The organism is Nostoc sp. (genome assembly GCF_036917395.1).
Lineage (GTDB): Bacteria > Cyanobacteriota > Cyanobacteriia > Cyanobacteriales > Nostocaceae > Nostoc.
Genome location: NZ_JBALDI010000040.1, coordinates 57784 through 81795, shown reverse-complemented (window position 1 = coordinate 81795; position 24012 = coordinate 57784). Strand labels below are relative to the sequence as shown.

The following is a 24012-nucleotide window of genomic DNA, read 5'->3' as shown; positions in this document are numbered from 1 at the left end:
TTTTTGCCTCTAGATGTGTGTTTTTATTCTTACTTGCCTTTTTTCTCTAAGTAATTTCCGGTTGTGACACTTGGGGTGCGGAAGGTGGGTTTTATAACTAAATACCCCCAGCCTAAACTCTTTTGTTTGAAGAGATACACTATCAGAAGGCTTATAGCAGAACTATCAGAATCTAGTCTGGAGTTATATAGATTTTTCGTAAGGGTACACCATAGGTGACTTTCTTCAGTCCACTGCACCAGAGTTGTTGGGCTGCTAGCGCATAATCAAAGATGAACTACTTTTAAGATTAGGAGCCATCTTGATTTTCGCTTTTAATAATTTTGGGCTTTCTATCCTTTTTATCACTGCTTACCGCTTTTGAGTTTATTGTGGAGGAATTATCCTCGATCTCAACTTCCTCGGTTAAAAATGAACTAACTGTGGCAGGATCTTCAATCGCAGGACTAGCTAAACTATTCTTGGCATTGCCAAACTCATCATGCTCCTGTTTTTGTTTTTCCTCACTTTCAATCTTGCCTACATCCTTAAGGCGCTGTACATCGCGCTTGAATTGCTCATAATTCTCTACTCGTTCTCCCAAATCGATGTTTAGTTTGTAATCATTCCGAATACCTTCTATGCCTCTTCTAATCTGTTCAGCATCGAAGCTGTCATCTGACAATAATAAAGCCTCTAGCTTATCTAAAAACTCTACAACATCCTCTCGATTGGCACCGTTTGGATGATTGTAGAAGAAACTTTCCCCAATATCTTTGACTTTCTGAGAGGCTTTTTCTCTAGTACGCTCAAGTTCTGCCAAAGATTTTCTTTTGTCAAGCTCTCGAAAGAGTACTTTAAAGTTATGTTCAAACTTCTCCAGTGCATCGTTATACTTTTGCTCTCTATTAACATCTCTCCTTAAAGTATTTACTATTTCAATAACACTACGAGCAAAGCCAATTTTCTCAAGATGTGGCTTATCTTTTGAACAAGCTTTAACACAAGTATTAACGGCATCAAACATTGTTTCACCTTTATCTACCCTCTGTTGAACGAAATCCTCAGTAATGTCTTTAATATCACGATCTCTAACACCACATATTTCCTCAGCATATTTCTGAGCGGCTAATACACTAATTTGTAATGGTATTAAATCTTCTACTTCAGGACTAAGTAACATCTCAGGAAATTTGATGCCAAAACTTTCTAAATCTTTTACTTGGAGAACAAAATCTTTTTTAAGGGGTGGTTTTTTCCGAGGTCCATAACCTTTTTCAGTAAGTTCTCGCTTAACCTCGTTACCCGTTTGGTCACTATCCAGCAAAACAATAACTGCTGGCTGTTCCGAATCACGTCCGCGAGCCAAATAAGTTAGATATGGTATGCTTGTTGCTCCTCCAGCCGGGACAATTGTAATCTCATTTAGATCAATAGATTCACGTTTAGATGCAATGCCAAAAACACGTAAATATGTTGATGCACCTGCAAGTAACACTTGATCAACTGGTCCCTCTACCATTAAATTACAATGACTGATGTAGACAGTCTCAGCAATAAAAGCTCCGAGTGCAGAGCGTAAGGGTTCATAGTGATTCTTTGATACACTTTTGACTACACGAGTTCCTTCATAGTCGCTACCCTTGTCCAAAACACGAATTCTCTCAGCATGGTTTTTATCAATTAGAAAAGGTGAATGAGTAACATAGACTACTTGAGATGCTGTTGTACTATCTCCTGAACTTGCTACCTCATCAAAAATTTTGAGCAAATCCTGTTGTGCCCGACTAGATAAAAAAGCATCCGGTTCATCCATCAGAAGAATTTCAGGAACATTACCTGGTGGCTTATAGGCTCGATGCTGAATAAAATAACTGAGGAAATACTTTAGTCCACTACTGCGTTCATCAAATGAATATTTTGTTCCTGTTCTATCAACAATTGTAAACTCAAGGTTGTGATCTTTTGCCGACATCAGCAAACGGAATTTACTATCTTGAACCCAGTAGTTTGGAAAATTTAAATTTGCTGATAATTGCCTATTAATTTTATCTACTAATGCCTGTGTATAACCAACATCATTTGCTTCCATTGAATTGGCTAAATCTAATAAATGGATTGAACCGATCTCAGCAATTTTGCACAATAGATCATGGGTTAGATTTACTTCTTCTTCTTGCCTTTCTAGTTCATCTTCACTTAAACTGCTATCGGGATTTGACAAGATACTGATAATTTCATTTATAACTTCATCTGACCCTGAATCACTAGCAGTACTTAGTGTTCTAGCTTGGCTGAATCTTCCAGGGTTTTTATAGAATTCGTCCATTAATCCACGAATTCTCTTTCGTTGAGTGACTGAAAGAATCTCATATCTTGTATAACTAGCTTTTCCCTCTAGCTTTTGAACAAGCTTTTGAATTGGCATACTAGCAGGAAGCGCAATGTTACTCTTTAATCTGCGAGTCCCTGGCAATATGGCACTAAACTCATCTACTTTTTGAGGGTTGACTTGATGAGAAGAATACTTGCCTTCACCTTCAGGAAGATAAATGGTGAGTGAATTACCACTTAGCCTGAACAGGAAAAATCTGTCAAAAGAACGGCTTTGAGGAATTTCAGAGAGTGATTTAATTCGCTTACATTCTATTGGGGATACTTTAGACCATTCTGTACCAAACTCTGGCAATCGATTCTTCTCAGAGGTCACAAGGAAACGTTCTGAATAGCGGCAAAAATCTCTTGAACCAATTGGTTCATCTTTATAATCAGACCCTTTAATTGCCTTTTCGATTGCGCTTAGTAGGTGAGATTTGCCTGATTCATTTGCGCCTACAACGGCTGTAATTTTAGGATCTATTGGTACTTGGATGTAGGGATACCACATTTCAGTGTCATCAGCCTTAATAATCTCCCAAGGTTTCTTTTGAACCTTAGAGTTATGCTGCCTCATATAGTCAACATTAAATGATTTGTAGAATCTGATAAAGATGGATTCGAGGCGCATAAGTCAACACAACGAGCATTTTATACAACCATACTTTATAGCTTATTTGTAAATTTATGTCAGTCGTACAAATACTCGAAAGTTCTCTCACATAAAGCTAATGAAAGGAGTAGTAGACGTTTGTGGGCAAATGCTACTAGCTTTGTACGGGTTCCAATGCCATGAATTTTGTGTATCTGAAATTACTTATAAATAATGTATTTCAGGAATAATATGTAGACAAACAATATTGATAATAAAAGTTAAAAACCGTCCCCAATTAGAAGGAACGGTTAAGACAGTTTGTTGATGCACTAATTTCAGAGATGGACAATCCATAAATGCGTAGGGTTGTCAAGATATTAACTTAGAGTTTCAAACCCTGTCACACGGAAATCGGTTCTTCAATATTTACCACCACAGCCTGTAACTCTTTCGCTTTCTCCTCTGGTAAAGCATCATTGGCAAACATCCCTGCTGCGAGTTCGGTTCCCGCCAGATACTTTAGCCTTTCGCTTGTCCGATATGGTGGAAAAAACTCGGCGTGTAAATGCGCTTCGGGATGCGCTAAACCGTCAGTTGGCGCTTGGAACCAAGCCATCAAGTAAGGAAACGGGCGATTCCACAAACCGTCATACTTGAGAGTGACAGTTTTTAACGCTTTGGCGAGTCCCCAACGTTGTTCAGGGGTGAGATCCATAAAAGTGCTAACTGGCTCTTTGGGGGCAATCCAGACTTCATAGGGGTAACGAGCGCATACCGGGACAAATGCGATCGCATACTCATCTTGATAAATAATCCGTTGATCGGCTGCAATCTCCTTCTGAATCAAGTCTTGCAGTAAACCCCGCCGATGTTTTTCATAATACTCCTGCTGCATTGACAGCATCCGCGCCGGAACAGGCGGTATAAAAGGATAAGCGTAAATTTGCCCGTGGGGATGGTGCAATGTTACACCTACCTCTACACCTTTATTTTCAAAGGGCAGCACGTACTGAATTTGGGGATTTAATCCTAGTTCGCGGGTGCGATCGCCCCACACTTCTAAGAGCAAATCAAGGTGTTCTAATTCCAGAGAACTAAGGGAAGCTTGGGCATTTTGAGTAAAAACCACTACTTCACAGGCCCCATTCGCTGGCAATGTTTCCACAATACACTCCGGCGGATCATGTGCTGCTTGAGCCATTGAGGGAAAGCGATTATCAAACACCGCTACATCATACTTACCTTGGGGAAGTTCTGTAGGAAACTCCTGTTTAGTAGTGGGTGCGAGGGGGTTATATTCTGAGGGCGGCATGAAAGTCCGCCCTTGACGGTGAGAAGCATAAGCAACCCATTCGCCGCGTAAAGGATGCCAGCGCAGATGAGGATTTGCCTGCACTGGTTCATTACTAGGGCTAGTGGCGATGATATTCTCGGCAATCGGGTATCGACTGTATAAGGTCAGTGGGCGACCATCCGGCTTTAACAGCTTGTGGGAGTACATAATCCTTGTCCTGAGAGGGTCGCGGCGCGGATCGCCTCAATGGGAAATTTAGGCGTGCGATCGGCGTACAATAAACCGTTAGCTTCTTGGAAAGTATCTGTTAATTGGGTATAGCAAAATCCGCTAAACAACTCGATGTTATTAATCGTTTCAAGCACAGAAGCGTATTTCATTTCTAGCTCGGAAATATTGGAGCAACGTTCATATCCCCAAACTTTATCTGCATCGGGGTTATCAACAGGAGCATAGGCAATACCACCAAACTCAGTCAACATCACTGGCTGTCCCTGATGCGGAAAGTTATCCAGTGTCAAGATGCGCCCTCCAGGACGCTTCCGGTCTAACAAATCCGATAGCTTCACTTCTGGCCCATAGCGATGAGCTAATCGTTGTGGGTGGGTGTCGTAGTCATGAATAGCCAGAATATCTGTATGTGTACTTTCCCAGCCATCGTTGGCAATCACTGGGCGGCCCGGGTCGAGAGTTTTAGTTAAGTGATACATTGCCAAAACGTAGTTTCGATGAGCCGCAGTTTCAACCAGATTCGGAACTCCCCAAGATTCATTAAACGTTACCCAAGCTACGATACAAGGGTGGCTGATATCCCGCCTAATCACCTCAGCCCACTCTCGCGTCGTGCGTTCCACTGCTTTAGGTGTGAAACGATATGCACTGGGCATCTCCTCCCATACTAACAACCCCAGCACATCTGCCCAATATAAAAATCGTGGATCTTCAATTTTCTGGTGCTTACGGACTCCGTTAAAACCCATTGCTTTGGCGAGTTCAACATCGCGCCGCAATGCCCCATCGTCCGGTGCTGTCATTAGGGAATCGGGCCAGTAGCCTTGATCCAGAACTAAGCGCAAATAATAAGGACGACCATTGAGCATAAAGCGATCGCGCTGTATCCCCACAGTCCGCATTGCTGTGTAGGATTTTGCTTGATCCAAAAGTTGATTGTTATGCCAAAGTTCAATATGGGCATCCATTAGGGTGGGCTTTTCTGGACTCCATAGCAATTCGTTGCGGTAGTCGTCGATACCTGGATCGGAAAGGGAGATACGACGGCCAATTTCTCCGTTAAACACTTCGTATGTATCGTTTGCCAGAACGGTATTGCCAATGCTCAGTTTTACCTTGATTTGGATACCATCAGGGGCATCACCTGCGATCGCAGCATAACAACCAACTTCCCACCGCTCGAAATCGGGACTCCACCGGATATGATCGATGTAAGTTCTACCCACACGCTCAATCCAGACTGTTTGCCAAATACCACTGGTGCGAGGATACCAAATACTGTGCGGTTCCAATTGCCAATCCTGCTTTCCTCTAGGTTTGGCAAGGTCACAAGGATCATCCTGGGCCCAGACTGTTACTTTCGTTATGCCACTCTGATTCAAAACTGCGGTAATATCCAGCGTGAAAGGAGTATGTCCCCCTTCATGCTCTACCATGTATTGACCATTAACCCATACACGGGCGCGATAATCCACAGCCCCAAAATGCAGTAATAATCTGCCGTCACCTTCAGGCGTTTCAAATTCTCGCTCATACCAGCAGTTTGGATGAAAACCTGTATCACCAATACCACTTTTGGTAGATTCGGGAGCGAAGGGAACTTGTATATGATGACTCCACGCCTGGATATCGCCTGGTTGAACACATCGCCCTTCATCGTCAAAAGCGAACTTCCACAGACCGTTTAAATTTAGCCAGTGCGATCGCTTTAACAATGGTCGGGGGTATGTTGCTGTTAAGTCCACAAAGTTATTATCAGTTTTAGAGGCTAATTTAAGCTCACGATTCTCCAAATCCAACAATCTCATCAAATTTCCTCCCTATCCATAACTCAATCAACTCCTGCTATAAGTTAAATTTAGACCAAAATATGGGATTGCCAGATATAGCATGAGTTTTTACCCGATCAATGAACGATCAGTTCGAGCTAGTAATATTGTATTTTTTTGTAGCCAATACTGATACCTTCAGCACGTAAATGATGAAGTATAACAATAAGTTTATATACGCCTAGCTCGTGACATTATGGCATACATATCACCAATCGTTGCCAGGTTATCTAAAAAAAGCATTAAATTTAGGTGGCTAATAACTATAGGAATCATATTTGATTTCTGAAAAAACTACGAGATAATACGGAAGGATATAACTGTCTAAGAACGAACAATGGTAAATCAGCATCTACAAGCGGCGATACCTTCGGTGAGCAATGCTTTCGCAGGGCCCAGAAATAGCCCGCAGTCGCTACAACGGGGGGAACCCCCGCAACGCGCGGCTCCTTTTTTTATCGAACAAACAACAAAAACAAAAATCGGTAAAACTAGGAATATCAAAAGCTTAGTTGGAGAACTGAAATTCAAAGCTAAACAAATACAAAGACTGGGTTTGAAGCTAAGAAGTCGATTAAGTCCATTACTTCAAAAGTGCTGTTTGAGGCTATCAGCGAGTGTTTCATACTAAAAAGCAGAAATCGAAATTGAGGCATTGACAGGAGTGAAAGTTGGTCATACAACGCAACAAAATCTAGTTCTCAAGCAAGATTTTCAACTACCCGTAGCATTACAACCTGTATCAGAAGTAAGTGTGGATGGCGGAAAAGTCCGGCTACGGGGTAAACCTCAAGTAGGCTGTCACTGGCGAGACTATAAAACCGTTCGTCTACAGGGGATTTACTATGGTGCTTTTTTTAATGATAACCAATCATTAATTGATTACGTCAATAGCCAATCTTTGATAAATCCTCTTGTTTGCTTAGGAGATGGTCATGATGGAGTTTGGAATTTAGTTAAAGAGTTTGGCACAGAAAAATTTGAACATTTGGAAATTTTAGATTGGTATCACCTGAAGGAGAATCTTTATGAAATTGGTGGTTCTTTAAAGCGTCTTAAAGCTGCTAAAAGTTTATTGTGGCAAGGTCAGATAGAACCAATTCCGGCTTGATTTAATAATTGCCGAGGTAAACAAGCTAAGAAGTTTATCGCTTATCTCAAAAAACATCGGACTCGCATTATTGGTTTTACTCCCGTTAGTGTGATTAATCTCCCTGTTCAGGTCTGAAGACCAAATCTACTTTCATCCCATACCAATAACGTACTTTACGTTGTTCTATCGGTGATATTAGGTATTTCTTTATTAGCTCAAGCCATAATAGGAGTTTTTTTAAAGTCTTCTTCTACACCAGGGGTTTGTTTGACACTACCTGGGCAAGGTGCTTTTAATTTCGCTTTTAGCTTGTAGCGTACAACTTCATGCACAACTTTGTCGGAGGCTTCTATACCTTCCTTGGCTAAAAGCCATCTACGCACTTCCTCATAGCTTTGAAATCCTTGTGAGTCTTTTAGTTGTTCTTTAATGTGCAATTGCACCTCAAGGGAAATGGTTTTTGGTCGTCCTGGACTTTTACGAAGTTCAACCAGGGTGCTTAATCCACCAACTCTTTCGAGTTTTAACCACCTCTGCACAGTCATACGCCCTCTACCTAAAACTACTGCTAAGTGCTGTACAGCTTTTAGCACCTGGTTCGTGTGTCCACTATCTCTGCCAAGATTAAACTAGAGTTGGACTTAAAACTTTAACAGGAAAAGTCATCACTACTGCTGGAATTAAGCCAACTGTTGAGGTGAAATGGCAACCAGACAATTTTTGGATTTATGGCGCAATTGAACTAATGACTGGAAAACATTTTCACTCATGTTTACCCCAAGCTTAATGGAGAGTATTTCCAAGAGTTCTTAGACTGGTTATCTCAGCAATTAGGTAGCGACTAGACAATTTTACAGATTCACCAAGCTCCCGCTCATACCAGTTCTGCGATTCCTTAGCCAGAAAATATTATTCCTTTACTTCAACCCCCTCATTCCCCCGAACTTAATCCCAGGAACGGCTTTGGCTGTTATTGAAAAAATAACTCAAAAATGAACTATTTTCTTCTCTACAGAATTTACGCGATCGCTTTGGTTATAGTCGTGATGCGGCGTACTTGAAGATTTCGGCAACTGTGATTTATGAGAATCTTCAAAAGTTTTTGCCGACCATTGGTCGGCAAATTCCAATACCGACCAACGAACGACAATTGCGTTTTTTGACGAAAGCCGAGTTGGAACCGGCTGTGCAAGCGGATGTATGGCAGCAGGCAGTGGAGCAAGCTGGGAATAAGATTCCCTAGCGATCGCATAGTGAAAGACGTTGTGGATAGGATATGCGAAAGAACCAAAATCCATAATCCTCACCACATCGGGGAAATATGCATTCTTCTGCCAAAAGATAACCCGGAACTGAGAGGTAAAGGTGGTTATTGGGGAGTGGTCAGCCACGTTGGGGAATACAGTTGTACAGTTCAGACCTGGGACGGCGACTACACCGTAAAAATCGAACATCTGAAATCACTGGAATTACTTGATGAAGATTGCCAATTCATGCAGCAACTGTGAGGTTACGGCAGTTGCATCAAGTGGCTAGCTGCGACTCTTCTGTGGATTGGCTGTTGCAGGGGTTGGGTAAGCAAGCTAAACCTTATCTGTCATCCTTGGAGGCAAAGCTGCTGGTGGCTGTTGAAAGGGAGTACAATCTTGTTTGAAAGCAGCAGAAGTGATGAATTTATTGAGTGTCAAAGCAGCTTGAAAGTTCAAAATTGAAAATCAAATCGGGTAGGTGTTAGTAATTGGAGAACTTTTCACCCAAATATTCCGACTGTTATAAAAATCTCCACGTTGCTCCAAGGTAAAACCACCAAGCAACAATCCTAACCACACCTCCACCATCGGCATTTTTAATCCATGTTGCAATTTAACTAAAGAAATCTCATCTTTGACATTTATCAGGTAGTCAACGATGTCTACGACGGGCTACGCCTACGCGCTCTGCCATTTTTCCACATCCTTATCTGATGCTAAATTGCGGACATCTTCTAAAGTTGTCACCTCATCGAGCATTGCCAAAACATTCGCTTTTTCAACAGGTGCTACTACAGAATCACCCGACTCAGTAGGATATGAAAATTGGTGTGATCCGTGTGGTTTAAAGGTTTGTGGTGTTTGCGGTTCAATCAAATCATCTAAATCTAGGTGCATTGTTGTCTGCATTAGACCAGCAAAGAGATCGGTGCTAACAATTGAGCTGGTGGCAGTGGCACTTTTTCCAGTTTAATCCCCAGTGTCGGATTAATAGAAATAATTTCAGGATACGTGTAACACATCCATTTGAAAAAGCTTTTGAGTGCCGCAATTCCCACATTAATGCTGCTTTTTGAAAACGGTTTACCAACATCAGTCCGCAGTTCATCCCGCAGATATAGTGCGAAGTGACGCGGGCGTAGCTCATGATAGTGCAGCTCACTCCATCCCAAAAACCGCTCCCTCCGTTTCCACATTATAAATAATTAACTTTAATTTATTTTCATAAACTACAGCTTGAATAAAAGACAAGTTAAAGAAGTCGTTATAAGTTACCAATGGTACAGCTAAATATAAGGTTCTATTTGGCTCTTCAACACGCAACGCTGTTCGATAATTAATAAATTGTCCTAGCGCCATGTGAAATTCAGAAATTTTTGATTTCAACTGCTATTTTTTCTCCTGCTTTTTCCGCGGCTAGAAGTCGCTTTGCACCTAAATCAATCTAAATATCAACCCCGCCACACCGGATATTGAGCGGATCATCTGTAATTACCCAACCCTCTTTCTCTAATGCAGACCTCACAATATTGTGGAATATAGCAACCGCCAAGGCGGTTAGGGCATAGACTAGAAGTAGTCTCTTTTTTTTCCTGCGGAGCGCGATCGCTATAGATATGCCCTAACCCTACAGTTACGACCTTCGTCGAAAGGTTATCCAAGCCATAGAGTTAGATGGCTTGAAGAAAAGCGAAGCAAGTCTTCTGTTCAATATTAGTCGCAATACCATAGACTTATGGCTGAAGCGACAAAGGGAAACCGGCGACTTCCAAGCTTTGCCCAATAAGCCTCCTGGTAACAGGGCAAACGCATCTTATTTACTAATAAAAACTAAAAAGGATTCCTGAAATATCTAAATAACTGTAAAATCTCATGAGGCTATAAACAAAAAAAATCTAATTTTCTCGGAAATATAAATTATCTGATTTTAAAAGATATAACTCTTTCTTAAGACGAGAAAACCCATTAACTTGGTAGATAAAAGTAAATTAATTTTGAAAAATAAGTGAAATATTTACGTAAAATAAAAATATTCAATTCCACTATTGGACTGCTAGTTTAAGCTAATGCTAAAACTCTTGTTAAATAGTTGTTATCCATCGCGGCAAGAAACTAGTTCTAAAAATGTTTTTAAAAACGAGTACTTAGCACAACCATAAGTTTCTATTGCCACCCAACCATCTGCTCCACAAATTACAGCACATACGGCAATGATTATGATATAAATTAAATTGTGTCGTTTAGTCCGCTCTCTGCGTGGATCTTGTATTTCCAAAAAGTGGTCAGCAATCGTGATTTTCGGCTTAAGCTTCATCTAAGGAGATGGGAGAGCGTAATTCTTTTCCACAGCAACTGTTAGAATACCATGTTCAATGAAGGGCAGCCGTCGCCTGCCTCTAACTCCCCCTCATAATGATTATCTTTGATGCACCGTCTATTAATTTTCTCAGAAAATTTTCCAGTCAACTTTATACAATTGATTAGTATTACTAATTTAAGCTTGAGCCGATCGCTGAAATTCTTTCTTAGAATACTAATGTACTACTAGATAGCGTAGGCGTAGCCCAGAGCAGGCATCGCCCTGTACCAGTTGTGTCAGTTATGCTAATACGCATATACCACAATTTAGCGATCGCCTGTGCCAGTTGCGTAAGTCCTGCTTTAGTTTCCTGAAAGTCATATCTGATTAGGGTTTCGCTGAATTACACTCAAATCCTGGCTCGTCAATATTTAGATGCGTTTGCCCTGGGATTGGGCCTACTAAAACTCCAACAACCATTTCCTGGGATAATCAGGCTTCCTATATCTCTTTGAAAACCCCAACCTAAACTGTAAGGATTCAGGTGAGGGTGGTATTGACAAGTGTGACATCCCAGGTGGAATATCACAGTTATGGAAAAAATCTGCCTCTTGAACTAAACCGTGAAATCCTGATACAGTTGTCTTTGGAACAACTGGTAGAAATCATTATCGAGCAGGCGCTCGCCACGATTAAACAAAACTCCAGAATTTGACAGTTAGAACAAGAAATAGAAAAACTAAAGGCGATTAGAGATTTAGATAGTAAAACATCATCAAAACCACCATCTGGGGATATCCTAAAAAAATTCAAAAAAAAACCTGATATTCAGGATGGGGACAGCCAAGCTCAAAAACGGAAACCAGGAGGACAACCAGCTCAACAAAAATGTTTGGTTCATCTACGCCGTCACTTTAAAAAACTAATCAAGCTTCCAGGTTTGAACAACCAAAAAATTGCAGAAAAGTTCCTCAGGCTGATTGACGAAGCATTTAAGAATTACATATTCCAAGAGAATCAAAATATAAGTGAGTTTTTTGCTTGGGCTTGGGAGTTGAAAGTAAAAGTTAAGTCCTCCATTGATGATTGGATTGGATCTGCAGGGAAAGAAGCCAGTAAGCTTTTGCGAGCGCTACTTTGTAAAACAGATCAATGGTGGTATTTTTTAGACCATCCAGAGATCGATCCCTCCAGACAATAACTTAGCACAGCGAACACTTTAGCTAGCAGTAACAAAGAGAAAGCTTAGTGGAGGCTCCCGTTCAATCGAGCGGTTTAAACATACTGCCAATTTATTAACGGTTGTATAAACTTGAGGCAGCGCCGTGGGCGGGTTTGCCGACTTGAGGCGACTGCCGTGTCGTCAAGGACGTTCCGTAATTGATTTTTTTGAGCAAGCTATAAAAGCGATGGTTAATCCGGATATCCAAGAACCATCTTTAATTCCTCAAATTTAAACCTGAATCCTTACGTTGAAAATTCTATTTCCAGCAATCATCACCGTAAAATACTTTTTGTTCTCCGTTGGGTAAAAATCTCGCGCACCATCTGTTTCTAACACGCCATCTGTCTAACATTATACGGTGTTTCTAGTAAAGAAAAGCTAGATAGACTTTTACAATAGCTTAGAAAAGCAAAAGCCAGTCAAATTTGCTCTATGAAAACAATACTTCGCCTTTTCCAGATGCCGTGGAAAGTTAGTTGGAACAAGAGTTTAATTACTTAGAAATGCAATTTATCACAATAATAGTGTGTGAAAAGATGATCCCAATGTACTTGACCAGATACACGCAATTTTTACAATAGTAAAAGAGACTAGTTTAAAATTGAGATACTGCTTTACTCTTGCGCCTCGGTAAGCTTTTGCTGATATTCTTTATACTCTCTGTCTTTATGCTGCCAGTATTTCTCAACTGTTTTTGATGCTGCAAGCGCACTATCATATTCATCTCCACCTTCGCTTAATAATCGCTGTTTGATTTGCTTTCGTAAGTCAGAGACAACTTTGCCATTAACTTTACGCGTTTTTGACCAATCTATAATCACTTTAGGATAGTTACTAGCATCAATGTATTTCTCCTGTTCAATTTCTGGTAGACTGTAGCCCAGCAGTTCCGGTATCCAATGGTAAATAAAGTCTCCTTCTGGGTCTTTTTCGGCAATATTTTTCGATGGATTATAGATACGAATTGTATCGCTAAGTGGATTAGTTACACCAGCCTGCATCTGCCATTGCCAATTATCAATTGCTAAATCTCCATCTACTAAATAGTTCATGTAGTGTTTAGCTCCATGATGCCATGAAATCCCGCAATTGATAGTTAAAAATGTGGCACACATTGCCCGCATCCGAAAATTCATCCAACCCATTATTTTGAGTTGCCGCATACTGGCATCAACCAATGGAAAACCTGTCATTCCTTCTTGCCAAGCTTGGTACAATTCTTGTTTTGCTCCTGACAATATTTCTGGCGTATATAATTTATCAAACTCCCTGTAACGGTTAGTGTAAGCAATTTCTGGATGAAAATAGAGTCGCCCAGTAAAACTATCGTGCCAGCGTAGACGATCACGAAAAGCTTTGAGCGAGAATTCTGCTTTCGGCTGATTTTTTAATTTTTCTGCTCTTGCTTTAGTGCTTTGATAGACAGTGCGGATTGAGATAGTTCCAAAAGTTAGATGAGGTGACAAATGTGATGTTGCCCCAAGCTGCGATAACATTGGACGAGAAAGTTTCCAATGGTATCCGTAATATCTCTTTAGTAAAAATGAGTCAAGTTTAGCTTGTGCTTGTGTTTCGCCCCCTAGAAAGTAAACTTTCTCGATTGCCCAAAAACTGTGATACTTGTGTTTAAGTTCTTCAAACGTTAGTTGTGGTAAATTGAGAGTCAGTTGCGGTGTGTTAATAGTTTGAGGTATTGGATGTTGGGGTTGTCTTTGATAGGTATAGTATTCGTTAAACCACTGATCGCGTTTCTCTTGTGATTGTAGGAAGTTATTTAGCCCAATGTGGTAATCAAGGTTTAACTGTTTGTAAAAATCAACTATAGTTTTATCCCGGTTGATACCATACTCTACCTGCACATCACGGTTAAAGAAAAGCTTGGGATGACACTTTTGCTGGATTAACTGCTTGGTTAATTCTTGCACTATGTCTATAGAATTGCCTTCAAATAGATATAATTGACTGCCTAACTTTCGGAGATTAGAGTTAAGGTTTTCCAAAGACTCAAATAAGAACCGAACTCTGGCAGTTCCGACATCAGCCCAGGTGTAAAACCAAGGGTCAATGATGAAGAATGGTTTTACTGCTGCATCGTTAGCAGCTGCTAGTCTAACAATTTCATTATCAGCTAATCGTAAATCCCGACGAAACCACAGAAGGTGCATAGTTTAACTTACTCTGACTTATAATACATTTGTACCAACAAAATGCTTTTATTTCCAATGCAGATTAGTAGGACTTATATACTGTACAAATTAACCATAATGTGTATTACGCAAAAAGTCCGTTTTAGACGCTGATCGCAACCTGAAAAAGCTGGCATATTTACTGCGTTGGGTGTTAGACATGGCTCAAAAGCCCAATTTTTGTATAGTACATATGTATAATGCGTAAGTTTTAGTTAGAACCCTTTGGTAGAGAAAAGGGAAAAGAAATCCTGAGAACTAAAAGTTAAGCCAAACGTGAGTGTTAAATTGCAGATGTTACCTTTATGCGATCGCGCCTCACTGCCAAGAGAATGCGATTGCCTTTTGGGATATTCTTGATATAGACGGTCAACAATAGGGTGTAGGGGATAGGGTGTAAGTGCGAATCGTTGGCTAGAAACTAAGACCCTTATGGGTCTGGAGGATTAGCCGCAAGGTACAGAACCTTCTCTCAAAGGGAGAAGCTATGCCTTGACAACTGAATGACCATGAACCTATCCTATTAATACCAAAATGTGAGAATCTACTTTTTGAATAAGAGGGGGTGTATCACTTTATGGCAGGACGTTTTGAAGGATTGAGTGACTTGGAATGGAGACTATTTGAAAATATATTTCCTCCTAAACCATTCAAGCGTGATAAAGAAAGGTTCAAAGAATTTTATTAGTGGGATAGATTCTTCTATTTTTCCTCTGCCTAAAGTGACAAAAGAGGGTTAAGCTCCAACTTCAGCATGGTGTTAATCAACGAGAAGTTTGTCTAGCAAAACCTTTTACTCGTTGCTAGCAGCGGCAAGTGAGCGGCAAAACAGGCTTTAAAATGATTTTGCTGATTATCTCACGTTTTATTGATGCACAACCTCAGTTGTGCATCAATAAAACCTCTTCACCTGTTCGGACAGCCGGGCATATTATCTCCAAGCAGCAACCGTGCTAGGCTTGGTAATGCTTCACCATAGGTGGGATGGATATGAACCGATCGCTCTAACAACTGCCAGGTTGCTCCTGCTTCCATCAATTCCAGAAAAACATGCACCACTTCAGCCGTTTCATACCCTACCAGGGTGGCTCCCAAGATTTTGTCAGTATCGCTATCGATCACCATGCGGTAAAACCCCAAATCATGTCCCCACTCGATCGCACGAGCAATTTGGCTCATGGGTAACGTAACAGCACGCGCGTTGATGCCGTGCTTCTGAGCCTGTTCTAACGTCATCCCCACTCGCCCAACCTGAGGTTCTGTGTAGATAGCATAGCCAAGGACGCGATCGCTCCGCGTTCGGTTTTCTCCACATAAAATTGCCTTCAAGCGGCGATAGTCTTCCCAGGACACATGTGTAAAGGCAGGCTGTTTGGCTGCATCTCCGATCGCATAGACTCCAGAACAGGTTGTGTGGAACTGGTCGTTAATTTTGATAAACCCCTGATCATCTAGCTCAATGCCACTTTTGGCTGCATTTAATGCACCTGTATTTGGTTTTCGTCCAATCACAACCAGCAACGCCTCTGCCTGGAGTTGCTCACCACTGCTCAATGTCAGCCTAAACACATCATTCTCGTGTGCAACCTGATTTACATTCACCCCAAAGTGAAGCTCAATCCCATCCTGCTTTAATGCTTCTGCTAAAACCTTGCTGACATCAGTCTCTTCCCGATCGAGAACGCGATCGCCCCGCACAATTAAATGGGTCTGACTGCCCAAACGCGCCAGTCCCTGCCCCAGTTCTAATCCAATATAGCCAGCCCCAATTACCAGTAACCGGGGTGGTAATGCTTTTAAGTCAAAGAAGTTCCGATTGGTCAGGTAGGGAGTCCCTGCAAGACCCGGAATATCCGGAATCAGCGATGACGTGCCAGTGTTGATGATAACTATTGGAGCCTGAACGGTGACATCACCCCCTTTAACAGTACGTTCACCAACAAAGGAAGCTTCAGCGCAAACGATTTTGACACCTGCATCATCCAATCGCTTGTGAATACCCTGGTTAAAGCTGTTACGGATTCCCCTGACTCGCTCCATAACGGCAGGAAAATCAACCTCAACTTCCGTGTGAATGCCTAATTTCTTTGCCTGACGAGCACGCCCTGCTGCATGAGCTGCTGCCAAAAATGCTTTAGAAGGAGTGCAGCCATAATTGATGCAACTGCCGCCTAAAGCATCTCGTTCAAACAAGACCACCTTGCGACCCGATGAAGCAAAATCAGCTGCTAGTGGAATGCCTCCTTGACCGCTCCCAATCAGAATGACGTCTGCTGTTTCCATCAGTGCTGGACTCCTTGAGGATAGTTTGCTTTCATAACATTCTCACACTCCAAGTTAAAGATTTTTCACACATTATTGTATGTTTGATTTTTTTGGGATAATTAGAAGTCCTTTTAGAGCGATGATTGTCTATGAGGTTAAATGTACCTTTGAAGCGGCGATCGCTCAAAGTTAGTTTGCAAATGCTGAAAGTACTCGCTGTGAAACGCGACCTCCGACTTTAATTAAATCAGCTGCTATTTTGCCAATCATAATTGTGGGCGCATTAGTATTTCCTGTGGTCAGTGTTGGCATGATGGATGCATCGACGACACGCAACTCCTCAACCCCATGTACCCGTAGTTCCGGGTTTATAATCGCCATAGGGTGGCTTAATAAAATTACCAATGTAGCCATAGGCAGTTGCATCTTATGTTATGGGTTGTTCTCCCATAGAACTTACGTAAAAATTGCCAAAAAGCTTAATTTATGGAACCGCCATCTCTGCAAGAAGCTTCCGCCAACGCGCAGCGTCTCGGTTGGCGCAGCCTCTCCAAGAGTTGAGAAGAATCCTAAAGTGTGCGTAAGTTCTATTGCCATTAAAGCAAGTTATCCTAATAGTTAACTGATATCAAATCCGGTAGCATCGGAGTTATATGGTGGCAACCAAGTAAAGAAGAATGCAAAGTTGGCGATCGCGATGCCAAAAATTTTGAAACTAGAGCACCACAACTGCTTATCCCTCTTCTGTCACTTTCCGAAGTAAGCAAGTAGTAAATAAGTGAAATTATCCAGAAGCATAACAGGGTTTAAATTGATTCATTGCATTAATTAAATGATTGAATTCCAACAATAGATATGAATTGGTAAAAATATCTAGCTAGGGATAAATCAACCAAAATAGTAAGAGTGGTTGGATGATTAGACGCAGATTATTTAAAGTATTCTTCTATCCACATTCATGGTTCCATTGTTTATGTTCCAACGCTGTCAAGTTCTTTTAGAACAGCAAGTTTTAATTCGGCAGCTTACTTACTATTATTGGTGGCCTCAGATAGCAGCTTAATTACTCCGATGCTACTGGATTTGATATGAGACAATCTCTAAAAGCTTGTTCTAGACTGGCTTTTGCCTGAAGTTGACACGTATAAACAGAGCTACGTGACCACCGCTCGACTCGCTACTTGATGACAAAATTAGACGGGTCTTGATCTCGTCGATGCTTAGTAGGAATGGGGTCTGGCTGCCCATTACCCGCAAGGGCTGCGGTTTTTTCAAGGGATTCCCTCAATCGCTTGGCTGCGTAAATGGACATATCTCGGGGTACATTAATGCGATCGCGCAAATATCGCAGAGCAACATCAGATCCCGATGGAGGTACACAGTCTTCATCGGTGATCATCTGTGTCAAAGCACAACGTAGGGCTTGATCAAACAATTTATCATCTAAGGGGTTGACTCGGATAATATTGAGGCGATGCTCGATAGTTCGTTGAAGAGCTTCAATGCGGGAATTTTCCGGTTCTGAATAAGTAACATCTGGTAGCCCGAACCAGGGACCGTTATCTACCCGCGCTTTATTCAGAAGCATCTGGGTTTCGCCGTTTTCCCAACAGCCCCCCATTTGGGGCGGCAAATCATGTACGTGGGTGTGAAAGTCGCTTTGGGTACCGCAGTAGGTAGGTCGGCTTTCCATTGCCGCAAACCATGCCCTCAAGCGAGGGTTTTCCTCACGCAGGGAGTAGCCCTTGTAGTAGTAAAGGCTTGCATTCATCCGTTCGAGATATGGCGTAAAAATCACATCGACGATGCCGAAGCTATCTAGAAAGTAAGGTCCTGGAGTACGACTCAGAGCCGACTCGACCTTAGTCACCACTCCGATAAATTGTTCTCGGTTGCTTTGTTCTTGTCGAGAGTTCTCTGCTCTAGAGCACAGCCAAACGCACCAGGCTCTAAATAAAAGTCGTTCTAATTGACGTAGAGGAAGCACCATGCGGTCTTCCATCCCTTGGCTCAATGGAGCAAAAACCTTTGACAAAGCGAGCAAAATGTCATCGCTCTCCTTAATAATCCGTCCATCTAACTCGATCGCCGGGAGCATTCCTGATGGTACCTTACGTTTGTACCAACTTTCTTTCTCCCCATAGCAGAACATTGTCACTTTTTCAATGCGATAGGGAATCTGTTTTTCCTCTAGCCATAACCAAACTTTTTGACAGTAAGGACACCAGGCGTGGTTATCACGGTACAGCGTTACCCGCACATCAGATTCCGGCTGACCAAACAAGCGCAACCTAGCTCTAGCATTGGTGAGACCATTAACGGTATCTATTTGATAGTCCGTGAGGGTTTCTAGTTCTTGCCAGCTTAAGGGTGCGGTAGTCATAGGGTGAGTTGCGTAGGACAATTCTATACTCTACAATATTTTCATGGCGATCGCTCCATCAATAGAAGGCTGCGGAAAGAATTTTTTTCACTAGCTGCATAATATAGATTTGCTCACACCCATAGATATATAGAACTAAAGTTTCTACATGATCAAGATAAACAATATATGTCAACGGGATTATCTACTTGTTACAACCAACGATGCTCTGTGAATGTCTCACATCTAAAAATTGGTTAGGTTTCTCAGATAGTTGTAACCCCCCTGTAGTCTACTTTACCCAAAGAGAGACAGCGTTAGCTTAGGGGGAAATTTTCTGGCAACTCTTTTAAGATTGCTATAGGTAATTTCAAACTTAATTATAAACGGATATCAAAAGTGCATAAATTGATTTGCAATACACCCATATAAAAGAAAGCGAACTTATTGAAGAATGCATTTCATTACTTAAGCAAACATATCTTGATCACAATTCACGAGGCAAATATGAAACTTTACTATCGCGGTCTTAGCTACGAATTAAACTCCTCACAGCTTGAAAGTAAGAAAATAGAAAAACCATTTCAGTCAGTTCGTCATACTGGTTCAGCTTATAATCTAATTTACCGTGGAGTTAATTATCATGTTGTTCCTAATTCGCAATCAAAAGAAGTTACAGCTCCATTAGGAACTAATAAATTGATTTATAGAGGAATTGTCTATACTGTAAATGGTTCATTTGCCGCAGAAAATAGGAATTTTGGATAGCGATTAAAGAAGCGATGTCTGACGATAAGCCGCTTTATGTCTGCGTATCCACTAAAAAGAGAATGAGAAAAGTCAGATTTGTGAATGCTTCACATCTAAAATTGGTTAGGTTTCACAGATTCTGACTATATAGTCGTTTCATATTCAATCAACACTAGTTAGGCAGTACAAGAACTGAGAGGAGTGATTATGTCTAAAAAGAGGGCGTTAATAGACTACCCGATACATCAATTCCTTGCAAAATACTGAAGTCTTTGTAGGAGAGTTTTAACATGACTATGGATCAATTGCTTCCAGTACTTCTTGTAGATGACGATCAAGACTTTCGCCAAGAATTACACATTCTGCTTAATTTTTATAGCAACAACGGGCAATTACCCCTAGAAGTTGTGGCTGAAGCTGCATCTGTTGATCAAGCTGTAAACTTTGCTACTAAAAAGCAACCGTCCTTAATTCTTCTCGATTTAGGATTAACTTCGGGTAATGGAATTGCAACTCTCATGCGCTTAAAAGAGATAGGTTTTATTGGTAAAGTTTTAATCTTGTCAAATCACCAAGAAGATGATGCCATCTTTATAGCAATGCAGGCAGGAGCCGCAGGTTATATCTTAAAAAATCGTTTGGTAACTCAATTGTGTGAGGCGATCGCTACTGCACTCAAGTCTGAAATTTATCTGCCTACAGAAGTTGCCAGTGGGTTTTTCCGGCGATTCTGGGCTGATTCAGAGGCTTCTGTTTTAACACGTCAAAAGCTTCAGATAACAGAACGGGAACAAGAAGTTCTGCACTGGTTATTGCAAGGAGACTCTAACAAAAAAATCGCCAAACGTTTATATATTACAGTAGCAACTGTTAAAGCTCATCTAACAAGCATTTTTAAAAAATTGCAGGTTACTAGCCGCACTCAAGCTGTTGTCACTGCTTTCAAGTTTGGTTTAATTCTGGCTTAATAGCAGCAAGAGATTTTTTATAGCTGGCGTAGCTTTATCAAGCTTGGTGAAAAATGTTATTAGGTTTATTCAAAATGAAGGAAATATCAAAATGAATGCTCTAGAGATTGTCAAAAAGACTTACATATATTTAGGAAAAAAAGATATTTTTAATTATTTTTCTTTAATGTCCCCTAATGTTGAATTTTATCAAACTGAAGAACTACCTTGGGGTGGTCATTATCGTGGTTTTGATCAGATAAAAGTTTTTTTTTCAAAGATTTTTCCGCTGATTGATTCTTCAGTCGAGATATCTCACTACATTCAAGCTGGCGCTCAAATAGTTGCGATCGGCAAGACTAGTGGCGTAGCAAAGCTAACTGGGAAAAAGTTCAGTTGTAATTTGGCTCACATCTGGACAATTAAGGAAGAAAAAATTGGGCGATTAGAGGTTTACATTGACACTGATGTAATAAATGCGGTATTGACATCAGCCTAACAAGTCATTTGAACTAATATCTGAAGGCACGGCTCAACTCAAATATGCTGATCAGGTTCATCAGTGGAAAGAGCGATCGCTATTTCAAGTTTAAAACTCACATTGCCACAACCAGCGATTCTATGCCCGTCTTACTCTATAAATATTTCACAGGTTTTAACAGGAGGTTCACAGATGAAAATTTTTGTTGCAGGCGCAACGGGAGCGATCGGTCGTCCGCTGATCGCACAATTGCACGCGCAAGGACACGATGTAGTCGCGTTGACCCGTTCTCCAGAAAGAGCACAAACTTTAGCTGAACAAGGCGTGGAATCTGCGATCGCAGATGTGTTTGATGCAGATGCTGTCAAAGCTGCCATCAACAGCGTTCAGCCGGAAGTGGTGATTGAACAACTGACCTCCTTGCCCAAAACTTACACAGGCGAATCGATGGGTGCAGCAGCAGCACTAAACACTCGCATCCGTCGAGAAGGGGGTGGCAATGTGCTGGCGGCAGCTCAAGCCGCAGGTGTACGCCGTTACTTAAGGCAATCGATCGCATTCTGGGCAGTTCCCGGTACTGGATTGGCAGATGAAGAAACGCCACTAGCAATTGAAGCATCGGGAGCGGTTGCTGCGGATATTACTACGGTGACTGAAATTGAACGTCGCTTACTCGAAACTTCCAACCTAGAAGGGATTATCCTGCGTTATGGCTTTTTCTACGGGCCAGGCACTTGGTTTGCCCCCGATGGCGACGTTGCTAAACAGGTGCGACAGCAACAGTTCCCGATTATTGGAAATGGCGAAGGCGTATCGTCATGGTTACACATTGAAGATGCGGCGATCGCCACAGTTGCAGCAGTGGAACGGGGCAATCCTGGCATTTATCTGATTACGGACGATCGCCCCTTAGAGGTGCGCGTGTGGCTCTCTGCTTATGCCCAATGGCTCAAAGCTCCACCGCCTCCGCAGGTATCGGTTGAGGATACTCTGCTTCTTAGTGGTGCGGATGCTGTCTATTATGGTACTCAGATGCGAGGCGCATCGAATGCTAAAGCAAAACGCGAATTAAATTTTCAGCCTCGACCCTTGGAATGGATGGTTAACACCGCCGTGGCTCATGCTAGTTAATAATTTAAGGGAGAAGAAATATGAAGATTGCTCAATATGGAACAATAATTGTGGTGATTCATGTGATCATCAACGGACTACATGGTTTAGCACATGTGGAAATCCCAGTTTCCCTCTCTCTCCTTCAGAGTTTGTTTGTGGGTATTGTGATTTTTCCGATTCCCATGATTGCAGCCGTTTTACTTTGGACACAGTTCTACCACATTGGTAGCTGGCTCTTGCTCAGTTCAATAGCAGCATCGCTCCTTTTTGGAATCTACAATCATTTGCTCGTGATTAGTCCCGATCATCTGTCTCAAGTTTCCTTTGCAGGTTGGGGTCTGCTTTTCCAAATTACAGCCATCCTAATATTAATTGTGGATGGATTCGGCTGTTGGATTGGCATCTGGGCATTGAAAACGATTCAGCAACCAGAAAAGGTTATATGAATTGTCTCGATGATTTTAACCATCATCGTCCGTTATTGTTCACTTGCTTGCTCTTAATTTAGAGCAGTTTTCTTTCATTAGACACACAGCGAATTATCCAATTTCTCAGCCTTACGCAAAATATCTCTCAAACTCTGATTTCTCCGTGCCGCGCCAGTTGCTTCAAGTCGGGAAACCGCAAGGGCGCACTGGCTTCTCTGTGCCTCTGCGGTTCGTTATTCCGTAACTTGTGCGTAAGTCCTAAATTGGTATAAATCAGGGGGTGACTTTTGACTTTCCCGTTCGCGCAGCGTCCCGTAGGGAAGGGGTTGACTTCCTGGCTTGGGCATCCAAGTAAGGATTAGCAGAGCATATTTATTAGGCAAATTCTAGGAATCCCGGTTGAGCGTTCACATTTACTTTTCACAGAGGTTGATAAAATATGTTTGATCTCGACCAAACTATTAAAGATCGGCACTCAACACGCAAATTCTTATCCCAACCAGTGCCACAGGGTTTACTCGATGAAGCCCTTGCTCTAGCGCAGCACGCACCGTCGAATTCAAACATCCAGCCGTGGCGGTTGGTGTTTGCCCAAGGCGATCGCCGCGATCGTCTGCAAGAGACTTTGCTAAATCAAGCCAAGCAGCAGCCGCCCTACAGCTTTGGGCTGCCGGAGTCCTTCCAGCATTACCGCCAGGAACTGGGCACGCAAGTCTATGGGGCTATGGGCATTGCTCGTGACGATAAAGTGAATAGACAGCTAGCCCTTCTGCGTAATTACGAATTTTTTGGCGCACCAGTGGTTGGTATCGTCTGTATGCACCAAGATTTGGGCGTTGCAGATGCTTTGAGTGTAGGGATGTATTTACAAACACTGGTGTTGTGCCTAACCGCTCGCGGCATTGGCACCTGCGTAGAAGTTTCGCTAGCGGCTTATCCCGAAATTATCCGCAGCGAATTGAACATCCCACCAGAATTATTGATCATTTGTGGTCTAGCCGTTGGTTATTCCGATCCTGATTTTCCTGCAAATAGTCTGCATATAAGCCGTGAGGCTGTTGAGAAAAATGTCTTGTTTCTGGACAATTAGAAAAAGACTCTCTTTTGATCATAGAATTGTCAAAAAGAAATTCATTGTGCTTACGACAGACAGGTTCACCTCTGTAAAATAAATTAATTTAACAGGTTTTCCCACAATTTTCCGTCGCTGTAAGTTAGTTAAGCTAATCGGCATTGCATATTTGCGGTCTGCACTCACACTGTCATCAATAAAAAAATGATGTCTGTTGAAATTTTTGACTCAGGAGGA

General features: G+C 41.8%; 17 protein-coding genes and 8 pseudogenes. 10 read left to right on the top strand and 15 right to left on the bottom strand.

Going from position 1 to position 24012, the window contains the following annotated elements; all coding sequences use genetic code 11:
* Positions 1–289: 289 nt before the first annotated feature.
* The 3 genes from V7K46_RS13885 to V7K46_RS13875 form a co-directional block, all read right to left on the bottom strand.
* On the bottom strand, positions 290–2932 hold the full coding sequence (locus V7K46_RS13885) for an AAA family ATPase (RefSeq protein ID WP_335113979.1): 2643 nt from the start codon (positions 2930–2932) through the stop codon (positions 290–292).
* A gap of 418 nt (positions 2933–3350) precedes the next feature.
* A complete protein-coding gene (galT, locus tag V7K46_RS13880; RefSeq protein ID WP_335113977.1) occupies positions 3351–4451 on the bottom strand; it encodes a galactose-1-phosphate uridylyltransferase in 1101 nt (366 codons plus the stop codon).
* Positions 4430–6283 carry a glycoside hydrolase family 2 protein gene (locus tag V7K46_RS13875; RefSeq protein WP_335113975.1) on the bottom strand — a complete coding sequence of 618 codons (1854 nt, stop codon included), beginning with the start codon at positions 6281–6283 and terminating at the stop codon, positions 4430–4432. The genes galT and V7K46_RS13875 overlap by 22 nt, the downstream gene beginning before the upstream one ends.
* 466 nt (positions 6284–6749) lie before the next feature.
* Between V7K46_RS13875 and V7K46_RS13870 the strand changes: the two are divergent.
* Positions 6750–7496 (top strand): annotated as a pseudogene (locus V7K46_RS13870) (ISKra4 family transposase); the annotation flags it as partial.
* 116 nt (positions 7497–7612) lie between these two features.
* Here V7K46_RS13870 and V7K46_RS13865 read toward each other — a convergent pair.
* Positions 7613–7990 (bottom strand): helix-turn-helix domain-containing protein, encoded by a 378-nt coding sequence (locus tag V7K46_RS13865; RefSeq protein ID WP_335113973.1) that lies wholly within the window; start codon positions 7988–7990, stop codon positions 7613–7615.
* Positions 7991–8383: 393 nt separating this feature from the next.
* Positions 8384–8851: a hypothetical protein gene (locus tag V7K46_RS13860; protein ID WP_335113971.1), complete on the bottom strand. Its 468-nt coding sequence runs from the start codon at positions 8849–8851 to the stop codon at positions 8384–8386.
* Positions 8852–8925: 74 nt separating this feature from the next.
* On the opposite strand from V7K46_RS13860, the gene V7K46_RS13855 reads away from it, so the two are divergent.
* Entirely contained in the window at positions 8926–9051 is a 126-nt protein-coding gene (locus V7K46_RS13855) for a hypothetical protein (RefSeq protein ID WP_335113969.1), read from the top strand.
* A gap of 61 nt (positions 9052–9112) precedes the next feature.
* On the opposite strand, the gene V7K46_RS13850 is transcribed toward V7K46_RS13855, so the two are convergent.
* From V7K46_RS13850 to V7K46_RS13835, 4 genes and pseudogenes are all read right to left on the bottom strand, one after another.
* Positions 9113–9259 (bottom strand): hypothetical protein, encoded by a 147-nt coding sequence (locus V7K46_RS13850; protein WP_335113967.1) that lies wholly within the window; start codon positions 9257–9259, stop codon positions 9113–9115.
* Positions 9260–9325: 66 nt separating this feature from the next.
* A complete protein-coding gene (locus tag V7K46_RS13845; RefSeq protein ID WP_335113965.1) occupies positions 9326–9544 on the bottom strand; it encodes a hypothetical protein in 219 nt (72 codons plus the stop codon).
* 29 nt (positions 9545–9573) lie between these two features.
* Positions 9574–9828, bottom strand: a pseudogene (locus V7K46_RS13840) (tyrosine-type recombinase/integrase); the annotation flags it as partial.
* A pseudogene (locus V7K46_RS13835) lies at positions 9806–10199 on the bottom strand (XisH family protein). The pseudogenes V7K46_RS13840 and V7K46_RS13835, both read right to left, overlap by 23 nt.
* 73 nt (positions 10200–10272) lie before the next feature.
* Here V7K46_RS13835 and V7K46_RS13830 point away from each other — a divergent pair.
* Positions 10273–10446: pseudogene (locus V7K46_RS13830) on the top strand (IS630 transposase-related protein); the annotation flags it as partial.
* Positions 10447–10760: 314 nt separating this feature from the next.
* Here V7K46_RS13830 and V7K46_RS13825 read toward each other — a convergent pair.
* Positions 10761–10961: pseudogene (locus V7K46_RS13825) on the bottom strand (transposase family protein); the annotation flags it as partial.
* Positions 10962–11823: 862 nt separating this feature from the next.
* On the opposite strand from V7K46_RS13825, the pseudogene V7K46_RS13820 reads away from it, so the two are divergent.
* Positions 11824–12403 (top strand): annotated as a pseudogene (locus tag V7K46_RS13820) (IS66 family transposase); the annotation flags it as partial.
* Positions 12404–12785: 382 nt separating this feature from the next.
* Here the strand turns inward: V7K46_RS13820 and V7K46_RS13815 are convergent.
* The 5 genes and pseudogenes from V7K46_RS13815 to V7K46_RS13795 all read right to left on the bottom strand — a co-directional run bounded on the left by V7K46_RS13815 (position 12786) and on the right by V7K46_RS13795 (position 19005).
* Positions 12786–14336, bottom strand: coding sequence for an FAD-binding domain-containing protein (locus V7K46_RS13815; protein ID WP_335113963.1), 1551 nt, complete (start codon positions 14334–14336; stop codon positions 12786–12788).
* Between the two features lie 927 nt (positions 14337–15263).
* A complete protein-coding gene (locus tag V7K46_RS13810) occupies positions 15264–16640 on the bottom strand; it encodes a dihydrolipoyl dehydrogenase family protein (RefSeq protein ID WP_335113961.1) in 1377 nt (458 codons plus the stop codon).
* Between the two features lie 171 nt (positions 16641–16811).
* Positions 16812–17003: pseudogene (locus V7K46_RS13805) on the bottom strand (GMC oxidoreductase); the annotation flags it as partial.
* Between the two features lie 403 nt (positions 17004–17406).
* Positions 17407–17598: pseudogene (locus tag V7K46_RS13800) on the bottom strand (IS701 family transposase); the annotation flags it as partial.
* Positions 17599–17799: 201 nt separating this feature from the next.
* Positions 17800–19005, bottom strand: a complete 1206-nt coding sequence (locus V7K46_RS13795) for a glutathione S-transferase family protein (RefSeq protein WP_335113959.1) — start codon at positions 19003–19005, stop codon at positions 17800–17802.
* A 486-nt stretch (positions 19006–19491) separates the two neighbouring features.
* Here V7K46_RS13795 and V7K46_RS13790 point away from each other — a divergent pair, with 486 nt between their 5' ends.
* From V7K46_RS13790 to V7K46_RS13765, 6 genes are all read left to right on the top strand, one after another.
* Positions 19492–19752: a DUF4278 domain-containing protein gene (locus V7K46_RS13790; RefSeq protein ID WP_335113957.1), complete on the top strand. Its 261-nt coding sequence runs from the start codon at positions 19492–19494 to the stop codon at positions 19750–19752.
* Positions 19753–20024: 272 nt separating this feature from the next.
* Positions 20025–20702 carry a response regulator transcription factor gene (locus V7K46_RS13785; RefSeq protein WP_335113955.1) on the top strand — a complete coding sequence of 226 codons (678 nt, stop codon included), beginning with the start codon at positions 20025–20027 and terminating at the stop codon, positions 20700–20702.
* Positions 20703–20793: 91 nt separating this feature from the next.
* On the top strand, positions 20794–21180 hold the full coding sequence (locus tag V7K46_RS13780) for a nuclear transport factor 2 family protein (RefSeq protein ID WP_335113953.1): 387 nt from the start codon (positions 20794–20796) through the stop codon (positions 21178–21180).
* A gap of 174 nt (positions 21181–21354) precedes the next feature.
* Positions 21355–22293, top strand: coding sequence for an NAD-dependent epimerase/dehydratase family protein (locus V7K46_RS13775; protein WP_335113951.1), 939 nt, complete (start codon positions 21355–21357; stop codon positions 22291–22293).
* 20 nt (positions 22294–22313) lie between these two features.
* Positions 22314–22721 carry a hypothetical protein gene (locus V7K46_RS13770; protein ID WP_335113949.1) on the top strand — a complete coding sequence of 136 codons (408 nt, stop codon included), beginning with the start codon at positions 22314–22316 and terminating at the stop codon, positions 22719–22721.
* 421 nt (positions 22722–23142) lie between these two features.
* On the top strand, positions 23143–23793 hold the full coding sequence (locus tag V7K46_RS13765) for a nitroreductase (RefSeq protein ID WP_335113947.1): 651 nt from the start codon (positions 23143–23145) through the stop codon (positions 23791–23793).
* Positions 23794–24012 lie beyond the last annotated feature (219 nt).

What these genes read in the sequence shown, in the direction of transcription:
- V7K46_RS13770 (WP_335113949.1), top strand. Translation starts at nt 22,314, where the DNA reads ATGAAGATTGCTCAATATGGAACAATAATTGTGGTGATTCATGTGATC.
- V7K46_RS13875 (WP_335113975.1), bottom strand. Translation starts at nt 6,283, where the DNA reads ATGAGATTGTTGGATTTGGAGAATCGTGAGCTTAAATTAGCCTCTAAA.
- V7K46_RS13860 (WP_335113971.1), bottom strand. Translation starts at nt 8,851, where the DNA reads ATGTTCGATTTTTACGGTGTAGTCGCCGTCCCAGGTCTGAACTGTACA.
- V7K46_RS13845 (WP_335113965.1), bottom strand. Translation starts at nt 9,544, where the DNA reads ATGCACCTAGATTTAGATGATTTGATTGAACCGCAAACACCACAAACC.
- V7K46_RS13810 (WP_335113961.1), bottom strand. Translation starts at nt 16,640, where the DNA reads ATGGAAACAGCAGACGTCATTCTGATTGGGAGCGGTCAAGGAGGCATT.
- V7K46_RS13765 (WP_335113947.1), top strand. Translation starts at nt 23,143, where the DNA reads ATGTTTGATCTCGACCAAACTATTAAAGATCGGCACTCAACACGCAAA.
- V7K46_RS13795 (WP_335113959.1), bottom strand. Translation starts at nt 19,005, where the DNA reads ATGACTACCGCACCCTTAAGCTGGCAAGAACTAGAAACCCTCACGGAC.
- V7K46_RS13775 (WP_335113951.1), top strand. Translation starts at nt 21,355, where the DNA reads ATGAAAATTTTTGTTGCAGGCGCAACGGGAGCGATCGGTCGTCCGCTG.
- V7K46_RS13790 (WP_335113957.1), top strand. Translation starts at nt 19,492, where the DNA reads ATGAAACTTTACTATCGCGGTCTTAGCTACGAATTAAACTCCTCACAG.
- V7K46_RS13785 (WP_335113955.1), top strand. Translation starts at nt 20,025, where the DNA reads ATGACTATGGATCAATTGCTTCCAGTACTTCTTGTAGATGACGATCAA.
- V7K46_RS13780 (WP_335113953.1), top strand. Translation starts at nt 20,794, where the DNA reads ATGAATGCTCTAGAGATTGTCAAAAAGACTTACATATATTTAGGAAAA.
- V7K46_RS13815 (WP_335113963.1), bottom strand. Translation starts at nt 14,336, where the DNA reads ATGCACCTTCTGTGGTTTCGTCGGGATTTACGATTAGCTGATAATGAA.
- galT (WP_335113977.1), bottom strand. Translation starts at nt 4,451, where the DNA reads ATGTACTCCCACAAGCTGTTAAAGCCGGATGGTCGCCCACTGACCTTA.
- V7K46_RS13885 (WP_335113979.1), bottom strand. Translation starts at nt 2,932, where the DNA reads ATGAGGCAGCATAACTCTAAGGTTCAAAAGAAACCTTGGGAGATTATT.